The organism is Paenibacillus sp. PastF-3 (assembly GCF_029893135.1).
Lineage (GTDB): Bacteria > Bacillota > Bacilli > Paenibacillales > Paenibacillaceae > Paenibacillus_AQ > Paenibacillus_AQ nitricinens.
In genome coordinates this window covers 450,202-462,891 of the sequence record NZ_JARXWM010000002.1, presented here as the reverse complement: position 1 = coordinate 462,891, position 12,690 = coordinate 450,202, and the positions used below count along the sequence as shown (strand labels likewise).

The following is a 12,690-nucleotide window of genomic DNA, read 5'->3' as shown; positions in this document are numbered from 1 at the left end:
ACTGGGAGCTTTTCTAATACATCGTTTCTAAAGGGGAGTGTATAACATGAAAGTCAAAGGAAAAGTATGGTCAATGTTCATGCTGCTGCTTATTACAGTAGTAGTGACTGCAGGGTGCGGCAACAAAGCAAACAACGAGGGACAAGGCGGCAATACCGCTGGTGGAACTGAAACTAGCACCCCAACTACAAAAAATGATAAAGACATTGTAATTGCCATCAATTCTAACTTTATTACGCTGGACCCTCATAACGCAAGCGATACACATTCAATCAGCGCTGCCAGAACGATGTACGAAGGTCTAATGGGTTTTGATGAGAATATGAACGTTGTTCCTGTTCTTGCTTCAAGCCACACTATTAGTGAAGACGGATTGGTATATACATTCACTCTGCAAGAAAACGTTAAATTCCAAGACGGCACTGATTTTAATGCCGAAGCAGTGAAGGTGAATATTGCCCGTATTCAGGATGAGAAGAATAATCTGAGACTGCGCAAAAGCTTCGCCAAGGTGGCCAAAGTGGAGACTCCTGATGCCAAAACCGTGGTTATTACACTCAGCGAGCCATACAACGCATTTTTAAACAAGGTTGCAATGGCGCCTATCATTAGCCCTAAAGCTATAACAGAGAATGGGGCCGATATTTCAAAAAAACCTGTAGGTACTGGCCCATTTAAGTTCAAAGAGTGGGTGCAAGGTGATCGTCTAGTTGTTGAGAAGAATGCGGATTACTGGCAAAAAGACTTGCCGAAAGTGGACAGTATCACCTTTAGACCTGTACCAGAGAATGGATCACGGATTGCGATGCTAAAAACTGGTGAGGCTGATTTCATTTATCCAATGCCAACCGAGCAAGTATCCGAGGTTGAAGGTCTTGAAGGAATTACTGTAGATACCATCGATTCTACCATTGTTCGTTATGTAACGTTAAATACGATGAAAAAGCCTTTCGATGATGTAAAGGTACGTCAAGCCATTAACTATGCTATCAACAAAGAAGCATATATCAAGGTTGTGAAATCGGGTCTTGGCGCTAAGCTTGATTCCACGATGTCTTCCAAAACACAATATTACTCCCAACAAACAGGTTATGACTATGACATTGAAAAAGCTAAGCAACTGCTTGCTGAAGCGGGGTATCCAGACGGATTCGAAACCGAAATTTGGGGAGAAAACGAATCTGAAACCATGAAGGGTATGCAATTTATTCAACAACAGCTAGCACTTGTAGGCATCAAGGTAGAAGTGAAGTCTATGGAAGGCGGTACATTGTCTGACCAAATTAATGCTGCTAAAACACCTGAAGAAGCAAAAATTCAAATGTGGTATGTCAGCTGGTCTCCATCCTCCGGTGATGCAGATGGTGCTACTAGAGGTTTGTTCAGTAGTGAAATGTTCCCACCAGCTGGCTCGAATACAGCTTATTATAAAAATGAAAATGTAGATAAATGGATTGCGGAAGCAAACAAATCTGTTGATCCAGAAGCGGCTAAATCTATTTATGCAAATATTCAAAAAACAGTATGGGAAGATGCTCCTTGGGCATTCATGGGCGTTGACCAAATCATCTCAGGCAAAAGATCTAATCTGGAAGGTGTTAAAGTCTTCCCGGATGGTTCCATTAATGTCCTAAATGCAGAAGTGAAATAATTCAAGTCAAACGCAAGATTTAATTTCCCAAGAATTGAACGAGGCCGCTTCTTAAGAATGGTAGGAGGCGGCCTCAGTTAAATCATTTGTCGATACTGAAGGGGGCTTATGAGTTGGGTAGATATGCTTTACAAAGACTCCTCGGGGTTATTCCGTTGCTATTCATTGTATCGGTATTAGTCTTTCTGTTTATTCACTTAATTCCGGGCGATCCGGCCCGGCTTATTGCGGGTAAAGACGCCACACTTGAAGAGATTCATGGCATTCAAGAGCAACTAGGTCTCAATCTGCCGCTGTGGAATCAATACATAAACTACATGAGCGATCTACTGAGTGGTAATCTGGGCAATTCGATTCGATCAGGGATTCCAGTAACCGATATGCTAGAAAGTAGAGTAATGCCTACCTTGTGGTTAACGTTTCTCAGTATGGCTTGGGCGCTTGTCATTGGTCTTCTAATTGGTGTTATTTCAGCGGTTTATCGCAATAGATGGCCTGATCACTTAGGCACATTGACAGCCATTTCGGGGATGTCGATCCCTGGATTCTGGTTAGGTTTGGTACTCATTCAGATTTTCTCGGTAGAGCTTGGCTGGTTTCCGACCGGTGGTGTGGATTCCTGGAAGTCTTATATTCTTCCTTCCATTACACTTGGAATGGGGATTATGTCGATGCTGGCTCGTTACTCTCGGTCATCGATGCTAGAAACGTTACGGGAGGATTATATCCGAACAGGACGTGCGAAAGGCTTACGCGAGTATGTTGTTATTAGCAGGCACGCGCTGCGTAATTCTCTTATTCAGGTCGTTACTGTAGCTGGACTTCAATTTGGGTTCTTGCTTGGTGGATCGGTAATGGTTGAGACAGTTTTCAGTATTCCTGGTCTTGGAAGACTGCTGGTGGATTCCATTTTGTTCCGGGATTATACAGTTATTCAAGCTTTGCTGCTGCTGTTTTCAACACAATTTATCCTTATCAATTTAATTGTAGATTTATTGTATGGCGTACTTAATCCGAAAATCAGGTTTTCTCAGTAAGCTAGAGTAACTGAGAAACAGAATTACGATAGTTTTCTGGAGGGTGAATATAGGATTAGGAGGGATATCATGAGCGACAATTCGGCGGTAATGGGAACTAATTCCCCTATACCCGGAGAGGTAATAGCCCCGGAGAAAACAAAAGGCCGCGCGGGTGTTTTTATTCGCAAGTTCAGCAAACAAAAGATGCCCCTTGTGGCTGCATTTTTTATCATATTGCTTTTTTTAATTGCCATTTTCGGGCCATTTCTGACCCCTTATAATCCAGATGAACCGAACTATGATGCGCTAATGCAGGGGCCGTCTGCCAAGCATTGGGCGGGAACGGATGAATACGGCCGTGATATTCTAAGTCGCTTAATTGATGGTACAAGGTTGACTTTGGCGGTCAGCCTGAGTTCCGTATTGATTGCGGGTGTACTTGGAACCATCCTTGGCCTTATCAGTGGATATTATGGCGGTTGGTTGGATCGGATTATTATGCGTGGCAGTGACGTATTGTTCTCATTCCCTGATTTACTGCTTGCCATTGGGATCGTCGCTATACTTGGGCCTGGTTTATCCAACGTTGTGATTGCAGTTGCAGTCTTCGGTACACCCTCGTTCGCCCGCATTATCCGGAGCGTAACATTGTCTGCGAAGGAAACGTTGTTTGTTGAAGCAGCCCGTTCAATGGGTGCGAAGAATCGCCGAATCATTTGGCGACATATTTTTCCTGAAACGGTCCCTAGTATTATCGTTAATCTATCCATGAAAATTGGCGGGGCAATCTTAGCCGCTGCGTCATTAAGCTTTCTTGGAATGGGTGCGAAGCCAACGGAGCCCGATTGGGGGGCAATGTTAAGCATGGGGCGCGATTATTTAAGTATTGCTCCACATATCGTTTATTTTCCGGGTTTAGCTATATTTTTGACAGTACTTGCATTTAACCTGGTCGGGGACGGACTGCGCGATGCTCTTGATCCCAAAATGAAAAACTAAGGAGGGACAAGACATGACTCAAAATTTGCTGGAAGTACAAGGGCTGAAAACGGAGTTTAAACGCGGCGATGGAAGTATAACGGCAGTTGCAGGTGTTGACTTTGTGATTAAGAAAGGTGAAGTGCTGGGTCTAGTTGGAGAATCCGGCTGTGGCAAAAGTGTTACCTCACTGTCGATTATGCGGCTTCTTAAGGATACGCCAGGCAGAATTTCTGGCGGTTCTGTTCGTTTTGAGGGAACGGATCTAACAAAGGTTACGGACAAAGAGATGCGCCAGATACGGGGAAATGAAATGGCGATGATTTTCCAGGAGCCGATGACTTCACTTAATCCTGTGCTGAAGATTGGCTTGCAATTGATGGAGCCGATCATGTTGCATCTTGGTTATGGTAGGAAGAAGGCCCGTGAACATGCCATTCATATGTTGCGGTTAGTTGGTATACCACGTGCGGAAGATTTGGTGGATGAATATCCGCATCAGCTCTCTGGCGGTATGAGGCAGCGTGTAATGATTGCGATGGCGATGTCTTGCCACCCGAAACTGCTGATTGCAGATGAACCAACAACGGCGCTTGATGTAACGATTCAAGCTCAAATCCTTGATCTAATGAAGCACCTGAAAGAAGAACAGGATATGGGGATGCTGCTCATTACCCATGACCTTGGGGTTGTAGCTGAACTATGTGATCGTGTAGTTGTAATGTATGCTGGCCGTGTAGTGGAGGAAGCTTCCGTTCATGAACTATTTGCAAGACCGCAGCATCCGTATACGAAGGGTTTAATACAATCCGTTCCAAAGCTGCGTCAAAACGTACGTCGCTTGGATTCCATTAAAGGGAATGTACCTGACCTTTCACAAATGCCAACGGGCTGTAAGTTTGCACCTCGCTGCGATTATGTCACGGAGCGCTGTCTCTCGCAGGAGCCAGAGTTACTTCCGATTGAGGGACTAGAGCGAAAGAGTCGTTGTTGGCTTACACAGCAGGAGAACACGGAAGGAGGGGAAGGTTTGTGAAGGAGACTCCACTCATTGAAGTTAAAAGTCTGAAGAAGTTTTTTTCGGTGAAGAAGGGCTTTTTCGGAACTACTAGATATTTGCACGCAGTTGATGGGATCTCATTCGCTATACGTAAAGGAGAAACGTTCAGTCTTGTAGGTGAAAGTGGCTGTGGTAAATCTACTACAGGAAGATTGGTGACTCGCTTGCTGGAGCCGAATGACGGTGAAGTGTGGTTTAAGGGTCAAAATATTAGCCATATCTCAGACAATCAAATGCGTCCTATTCGTAAAGATATACAGATGGTGTTCCAAGACCCTTATGCTTCGCTTAATCCACGAATGAAGGTGAAGGATCTTGTGGCTGAACCTCTGCTTATTCATACAAAGCTCTCGTCCAAAGAACGGGATAAACTAGCATGCGAGTTACTAGAGACCGTGGGATTAAATAGTATCCACGCCGAGCGCTACGCTTTTGAGTTCAGCGGTGGACAGCGACAACGGATTGGAATCGCCCGGGCATTGTCTGTTCGACCAAGCTTAATCGTGGCAGATGAACCTGTGTCAGCACTGGATGTTTCGATTCAGTCACAAGTGCTAAATCTGTTGCAGGATCTGCAGGAAGAGTATGGCCTGACGTATTTATTCATTTCACATGATCTAAGTGTTGTTGAGCATATTAGTGATCGAATCGGAGTTATGTATCTGGGTTCCCTCGTAGAGACGGCGGATAAAGATACCTTGTATGATCGTCCAATGCATCCATACACACAAGCACTGCTATCTTCTGTACCTGTACCCGATCCTACCTTAAAGAAGGAGCGCATTATTCTGAAGGGAGATCTTCCAAGTCCGGTTGATCCACCGTCGGGATGCCGTTTTCACACAAGATGTCCTTCCTGTATGGAAATCTGTAAGCAGCATGTTCCGATATTTCGAGAAGTCGAACCAGGTCATGAGGTTGCATGTCATTTATTTGATGAAGAAATGCTGAAATTAGAGCGGTAACTGAAATTGTGTGATTACTTTTACGGAAAAGAAGGGACAGCGATGAATATCTTATTCGATTCCGCTAATGTGGCGGATACTATTGTCTATTTAGCTTATGAAGAGGAGTCTTTTCCTTTTAGGCTGGGAGCGTCCCACAAACAGTGCAGCAGTGTGACTTGGTTACATGCTCGCACTGAGGAAGAGTCTGATGTGTTAGCGGTAGGAATGGGAAAGCGCAAGGATATTACGCTTGAGAGGATTCGCCGAGCGGGTGGATCTGCTGCTCGTGCAATTCTGAAGGAAGGACGAAGTAGTGCTTCACTTGTTCGCTTAGCATCCGAGGCAATAAATAGGAATAGGGATATTTCTGCTGCTGATGAATTACAAGCTTGGATAGAAGGTTGGATTCTCGGCTTATACCGTTTTCAAACTTATCGGGGAACTACCAAGGTGGAAGGCTCTGTTGATTTACAGCTTCAATCGATAGATTGGCCTGACCTATCATCAATTGAAATGGAAGCTGTACGGGTTTCTGCACAGATACGCGCAGAAGGTGCCGTAGTTGCTCGTGATCTTGTGAATGAGGTACCTGGTACACTGAATCCTGACCGTTTTGCGGAATGGATGGCAGAATTTTTCGACCGTGATGATGCTGCTTTGAAAGTCCATATCTATCGAGGACAGGAGCTTGTGGAACTTCAGATGAATGGGTTGCTCGCAGTTGGAGCAGGAAGTAAGCACGCTCCAGCCCTTGTTGAAATTCGTTACAAGAGTAACCCTGACTTACCGATGTTAGCACTGGTAGGAAAAGGTGTAACCTTTGACTTAGGTGGCATGAATGTGAAGACGGCTAGCGATATCAGCGATGCACGCATGGATATGGGTGGTGCGGCTGCTGTAATTGGGGCTATGGATATTTTGATAAGGAAGCATGCCAATGTAAATGTGACCGCACTTATTCCAGTCGTTGATAATGTGCCAGATGCTAAGGCGATGTTACCTTCTTCTGTTATCCGCTACCCTAACGGGCTAACCGTTCAGGTTGCGAATACGGATGGCGAGGGTCGACTTATCATAGCGGATGCGCTTATTCATGCCGCAAATATCGGAGCAAAGCAAGCAATTGATATTGCTACCCTAACTGGAAATGTCGGTGCGGCGCTCGGATTAGGCATCGCGGGCATATGGGGTGATGTTGATATAACGCAGAGCCTAGTGGAGATCGGTGAGCGCAATGGAGAACGACTGTGGCCCATGCCGTTAATGGATGAATATGAAGCAGATCTCCAGAGTAATTACGCTGATCTCCGCAATGTAAGTACTTCCCCCTTTGCAGGTGCGATTACAGCAGCCTTATTTATTCGGCGCTTTATAGCAGAATCGATGAGCTGGGTTCATATTGATATGGCTGGGACGGTACAGTACAAACAGGATGTGGGATACTCAGAAGCTGGAGCGACGGGATATGGTGCACGCCTGCTCGCCGATTATGTTATGAAGCAAGTGCATCATTAACAACTGGAAGAGTGGGTGAAAGTTATGAGATTGGAAATCATCGCTACTTGTATGGATGATGCTCTAACGGCTGAGGCGAATGGCGCAGATCGTCTTGAGCTCATTACTGCCATTACGGAAGGTGGATTAACACCAGGAATAGGGTTGGTGGAGCAGGTAATCAAATCGGTTAGCATTCCTGTCTTTGTTATGGTCCGTCCGCACAGTCGATCATTCATCTATTCCACGAATGATATTTTGACTATGGCTGCAGAGATCAGGCAGATTGCAGCCAGTGGTGCTTCGGGAGTTGTTCTAGGCGCATTAACACCGGAAAAAAAGATTGATGAGCATGCGCTTGAAATATTATTGCCGTTGACAGATGGCTTACAAGTAACCTTCCATCGTGCTTTTGACGAGCTGGAGGACCAAATTGCAGGTTATCGGACGCTTTGTAATTACCCGCAAATCACTCGTATACTTACCTCTGCTGGACCAGGTCCGGCACCTGATGCCATTCCCGCTATGCGTAGGCTAGTAGAGGAATCAAGAGGTAGTTCGATAAGTATATTGGCTGGAAGTGGTTTGAAGCCAGAAGGTATTACATCTTTTATTCAACAGACTGGAGTCACAGAAGTACATTTTGGATCGGCTGTTCGTCATGGCAAAGACGCTTTGTCGCCAATCGATCCAGCAGCCCTACGGGCGTTAGCTAAGAATATTCATTCGAACGGCTAATAATAGATAGTGAAAAGGTGAATGGTTATGCATAAGGCTGAGAGCTATGTAGTAGGAATTGATTTAGGTGGAACAAAAATTGCCGCAGCATTATTCGATTCAAAGGGTACTGTGTTGAATCGGGAATTAATGGAGACAGCTGGCGCGCGCACCGCTGAAGAGGTGGTGCAGCGAATGATCGGAATGATCCGCTCTGTATCCGAAGGCCGACCGCTGATTGGGGTCGGACTGGCTTCTCCTGGAGCTGTGAACAGCCAGGATGGAATCGTAATTCACGGTACCAATCTTCCTGAATGGGATAATGTTCCACTGAAACATTGGATGGAGTCAGAACTTGGCATAGAAGTGAAAGTGGTAAACGATGCGAACGCTGCGGCATGGGGCGAGTATGTAAGAGGAGCTGGCAAAGGCTCGAACAACATGGTGTATGTTACCTTCAGCACAGGAATTGGAGCTGGAATTGTCATGGATGGTGAGCTACTGCTCGGAACGAACTCATTTGCAGGAGAACTCGGCCATAATATTATTGACCCGAACGGAACGGAATGCAGCTGTGGAAGATATGGATGCTGGGAAGTATTTGCTTCGGGTACAGCGATTCGGGACATGGCACTGCGGAGTATGGAGAGCAGAACGTCGATGATTACAGAGCTGGCTAGTAGAAGTGGTGAAAAGATTAATTCTCGACATGTCTTTGAAGCGATGGCACTAAAAGATCCGCTGGCTGTCGAGGTGATTGAGCGAACGATTCATTATATGGCGATTGGATTAGCTAACGCGGTACATACGTTTAATCCTGATCGCATTGTAATCGGTGGAGGCGTAAGCAAAGCTGGTGCACTACTGTTTCCGGCGCTGAGAGAGAAAACAGAAGAACTTGTCATGAAGCCGTATAAAGGAACTTATACTATTGAATCAGCAGGTCTGAGGGATGATGTAGGTCTTATAGGCGCTGCGGCATTATTTCATACCGTCTAGACTATCTGAACCATTTATCAAAGCTAGCAAAAACGGAGGGGCTGAAGAGATGGGTACAAGAGAAGAAAGAACGAGATGGTTCTTGCAGGATAGATTCGGTATGTTCATTCATTGGGGATTATATTCCATTCCAGCACGAGGTGAGTGGATACGTGGAAACGAGCGAATGAGTAGAGAACATTATATGACGTATTTCAATGAATTTGACGCATCTCGATATGACCCGAAGAAGTGGGCCAGCGCAGCAAAAGCAGCGGGGCAGAAGTATGCGGTCCTTACGACCAAGCATCACGACGGATTCTGCTTGTTTGATAGCAAGCTGACAGATTTTAAAGCGACTAACACGCCTGCTGGACGTGATCTCGTTCGAGAATATGTAGACGCTTTCCGGGCTGAAGGTATTGCTGTAGGTCTGTATTACTCTATTATTGATTGGCATCATGATGATTACCCTGGATATGGCGATAAAGCTCATCCGGATCGGGACAATGAAGCGGCTAAAGACAAGCCGATTGATTTTGATCAATACTTGGAGTATATGCATGGGCAAGTGAAGGAACTGTTGATGAATTATGGAAAAATCGACATCATGTGGTTTGACTTCTCCTACGACAATATGACCGGAGAGAAATGGAAAGCAACGGAGTTAATCCGTATGATTCGCTCTATCCAGCCGGATATTATTATCGACAATCGTTTAGGTGGGAATATCCGCGCGGCCGAGCCAGAAGAATATGCTGGAGATTTCTTTTCTCCAGAGCAGATCATTCCTCCCGGTGGGATTGTTGACGTGAATGGCCAATCCGTTCCATGGGAAGCATGCATTACGCTTAATGATAACTGGGGCTATCATTCCGAAGATAAAAATTATAAATCCACCCAGCAGATCATTCGCTCAATGGTCGAATGTATCAGTAAGAATGGTAATCTCCTCCTTAATGTTGGACCTGATGCTAAAGGTGAAATGACACGGGAATCACTTGTCATCCTTGATGAAGTGGGCGAGTGGATGCGCCTGAATGGTGACAGTATTTATGGCTGCGGCAGCTCATTGCTTGCTAAGCCAGAGTGGGGTCGTTATACGCAAAAGGGCAACAAGTTGTATGCGCACGTCTACGACCGTGGAATTGGCCCGATCTATTTCCAAGGCTTGAAAGGGAAGATTAAAAAGGCTAGATTACTACGTGATGGTACCGAATTAAAGGTGGAGGTGCCGTGGATGGCTGAGGAATATTCGGATGTTGACGGCGGAGCGTTTATTACATTAAAAGGGGCTAAGCTTCCCGACGAGATGGATACGGTTGTTGAGCTTGAACTTTTTGTATAGTTGTTATTCACTATTATATCTCTTATGAGAACAGATCCTAGGGATTCACCTTAGGATCTGTTTCATTTTGTTGGAAATATTAGAGGCGGGCCTTGCGGAAGCCTTCATATATATTGAGGACCGCAATTAAAATCAAGACTGCTATTCCTCCACCTACTAGCCCCGTTTCAAACTGGTTAGCTGTAGTAGTTAATAAATTAGACATGTAGTTAATGAATTCTTGGTTAAATACATTCGGATTAATAAGGATAATAGCGAATACAATAAGTACTAAAAGCTCGAGGGCCGTATTACATAATGCTAATTCTCTAGTCCATTGTCTCTTGATTAATTTATATATAGTTAATGCGACTTCTAATCCGATCACAATAAGAATAATAGGCCAATAATCAAGTAACACATGCTGATTAAAAGCTGGGGCTACGAAGTTAAGTGCGCCTTCACCGCCTCTATAGACTCTGATCAGGTGTTCAGCATTAAAATAAACAGTAGCCCAAATGGCAGTCCACAGTAAACTTCCGAACACTTCGAAGCTTGTAATTGCTTTTTTCTTATGGACAAGCGCGATATCCTTCAAATCATCAGGAGTCCATTTCCTTAATTTTGTAGTAAGTGGATGACCTTCCTTTCCTTTATCCGCCCGTTCGATAATAGCGAACACAACAGTTATCCAAAAAAAGACTTGGATTCCTACTTCAAGGAAGGTTCCAATTCCTGTACTTATAACTGCAGTAACAATATCCGAAACTGTTTTATCGCCGTTATAGCCAATCAAGTAATCAGCAACCAGAGCGATTAAAGAAACAACTACAGCGATGGGTATAATCATTTTTAATAACGTAACATATAAATCGAAATAGCGTGGGCCGATGAGATACATGGGCTGATCGCGGTACTCACTAGCTAAAATAGCTGGATTGCCCAATTTTGCAAGGACGGCTTTTACCTCTTTTTCGTCATAATCATCCGGTAACATATCCTCGATGGTTGATCGTAATTCTAATGCGATGTCTTCCCGATTTTGTTCTGGTAACCTCCGAGTAACTTCATGAATGTAAATCTCAATCAGCTTCATGGTCATCCTCCCCTTGTAATAGGCCGTAAAGTTCTTTCGAATTCTTAAGCCATTCTTCCTTTAGCTGTGAAAAAATTTCTACGCCATAGTCACTTAGAACATAATACTTACGGGGTCTGCTCTCGGATGTGTCCCAGCTGCTCGTCACTAATTCCTGTTTCTCTAATCGGCGAAGTAATGGATATAGGGTGCTTTGATCGATGATGATGCTGGATTCCTCCAACAATTGAACGAGCGAATATCCATACTGGGGTGTTCGTAATTGACTTAAAACGGCTAGCGTTAACGTACCTCTCCTAAGCTCTGTGATTAAAGAATTTAATAAAGTACTCATTCACCCACCTCATTATATTTCTCGTTTAAACGCTATTCGTCCTTGAAAGGAGGCCGAAGACGTTTATATTTACTGTGTATCATACAGTATGTGTTTTATACTATGTATCATACACTATTGTTGTTCCAACATCAATTGAATAAAATAATCTCCTAAGAAATAAATAAGAAAAAATTATATTTGAGTGAAATACTCTAATTAAAGGAGGTTGTGAAATGATTTCATTCTATAGTGATATCCCGAATGCTTCTACATGGGAGGTGGGTATTTTAATAACAATGTCCCGGACTTGTTCTTCAGAATGATGGCTCTATCTATTGCTAGCAACCAGCTGTCAAGCATTCATTGGGCGATTCCATTTGGGGAAGAAGAAGTTGCTAATATGCTGAGCCGAGCGGAGAGTGTTCTGGAGTGGTATGATGATGATCAAACCTATATTCCGAAGTGGTATTTGGCAAGCGTGTAGGATTCCTACTGAGCTTGACTCCTTATCAGTTTACTAGTATACTCATATTAACAAATCAAATAACACATAAAATAACACATAAAATAAACAAACGATGGACGTGACCAAATGAGAAGCAATGGATTCACTGAAGATAACCAATTAAGCTTATTGATCTGGTTGCGGCTGGTTAGGGTATATGAGAATAGTAACGATCTTTCCAATGAATTCTTGAAGCAATTTAACTTAACCGTTAATCAATTTGATACCTTGGTACAAATATTATTACACCAGCCTGTAACACAGATGGAAATTGCCGAGCATCTAACTATTACTAAAGGTGGGGTATCCCATATGCTTGGCAGATTAGAGAAGGAAGGATGGATTGAACGCAAACAGGATTGGAAAGTGAAGTACATTACTTTAACGGAAAAGGGCCAAACACTTATTGAGAAGGTACTGCCCTTACAATCGGATTTCCAAGCCTCGTTATTCGATCCACTGACAGATGATGAGAAGAAAGTGTTTTACAGCATGCTTAAAAAGATTCATCGCCATAGCCAAGATGAGAATCGACTCCCGCGAGGTGTTCAGTAGTGACGCAAAAGCTTTATTGATAATAAAGCTTACTTTTTTCTTCGTCA

12 protein-coding genes and 1 pseudogene are annotated in these 12,690 nt (G+C 44.0%); 11 read left to right on the top strand and 2 right to left on the bottom strand.

The window, feature by feature from the left end:
• Positions 1–46: 46 nt before the first annotated feature.
• From M2444_RS06130 to M2444_RS06090, 9 genes are all read left to right on the top strand, one after another.
• Entirely contained in the window at positions 47–1,651 is a 1,605-nt protein-coding gene (locus M2444_RS06130) for a glutathione ABC transporter substrate-binding protein (protein ID WP_094870192.1), read from the top strand.
• A 113-nt stretch (positions 1,652–1,764) separates the two neighbouring features.
• On the top strand, positions 1,765–2,688 hold the full coding sequence (locus tag M2444_RS06125; protein ID WP_094870191.1) for an ABC transporter permease subunit: 924 nt from the start codon (positions 1,765–1,767) through the stop codon (positions 2,686–2,688).
• 69 nt (positions 2,689–2,757) lie between these two features.
• A complete protein-coding gene (locus M2444_RS06120) occupies positions 2,758–3,669 on the top strand; it encodes an ABC transporter permease (protein ID WP_094875565.1) in 912 nt (303 codons plus the stop codon).
• A 13-nt stretch (positions 3,670–3,682) separates the two neighbouring features.
• Positions 3,683–4,684, top strand: coding sequence for an ABC transporter ATP-binding protein (locus tag M2444_RS06115; RefSeq protein WP_094870189.1), 1,002 nt, complete (start codon positions 3,683–3,685; stop codon positions 4,682–4,684).
• Complete coding sequence (locus M2444_RS06110; RefSeq protein ID WP_042189914.1) at positions 4,681–5,673, top strand: ABC transporter ATP-binding protein; 993 nt, start codon at positions 4,681–4,683, stop codon at positions 5,671–5,673. The genes M2444_RS06115 and M2444_RS06110 overlap by 4 nt, the downstream gene beginning before the upstream one ends.
• A gap of 42 nt (positions 5,674–5,715) precedes the next feature.
• Complete coding sequence (locus tag M2444_RS06105; protein WP_280786532.1) at positions 5,716–7,170, top strand: leucyl aminopeptidase family protein; 1,455 nt, start codon at positions 5,716–5,718, stop codon at positions 7,168–7,170.
• 24 nt (positions 7,171–7,194) lie between these two features.
• Positions 7,195–7,887 (top strand): copper homeostasis protein CutC, encoded by a 693-nt coding sequence (locus M2444_RS06100; protein WP_280786531.1) that lies wholly within the window; start codon positions 7,195–7,197, stop codon positions 7,885–7,887.
• Between the two features lie 27 nt (positions 7,888–7,914).
• On the top strand, positions 7,915–8,865 hold the full coding sequence (locus M2444_RS06095; protein WP_094875572.1) for an ROK family protein: 951 nt from the start codon (positions 7,915–7,917) through the stop codon (positions 8,863–8,865).
• Between the two features lie 49 nt (positions 8,866–8,914).
• Entirely contained in the window at positions 8,915–10,192 is a 1,278-nt protein-coding gene (locus M2444_RS06090; RefSeq protein WP_094875573.1) for an alpha-L-fucosidase, read from the top strand.
• Between the two features lie 79 nt (positions 10,193–10,271).
• On the opposite strand, the gene M2444_RS06085 is transcribed toward M2444_RS06090, so the two are convergent.
• Both M2444_RS06085 and M2444_RS06080 read right to left on the bottom strand, forming a co-directional pair.
• Positions 10,272–11,267, bottom strand: coding sequence for an HAAS signaling domain-containing protein (locus tag M2444_RS06085; protein WP_094873466.1), 996 nt, complete (start codon positions 11,265–11,267; stop codon positions 10,272–10,274).
• Complete coding sequence (locus M2444_RS06080; RefSeq protein WP_280786530.1) at positions 11,254–11,601, bottom strand: PadR family transcriptional regulator; 348 nt, start codon at positions 11,599–11,601, stop codon at positions 11,254–11,256. The genes M2444_RS06085 and M2444_RS06080 overlap by 14 nt, the downstream gene beginning before the upstream one ends.
• 262 nt (positions 11,602–11,863) lie before the next feature.
• Between M2444_RS06080 and M2444_RS06075 the strand changes: the two are divergent.
• A pseudogene (locus M2444_RS06075) lies at positions 11,864–12,067 on the top strand (phosphotransferase family protein); the annotation flags it as partial.
• A 108-nt stretch (positions 12,068–12,175) separates the two neighbouring features.
• Positions 12,176–12,643 (top strand): MarR family winged helix-turn-helix transcriptional regulator, encoded by a 468-nt coding sequence (locus M2444_RS06070; RefSeq protein WP_094873465.1) that lies wholly within the window; start codon positions 12,176–12,178, stop codon positions 12,641–12,643.
• Positions 12,644–12,690: the final 47 nt, after the last annotated feature.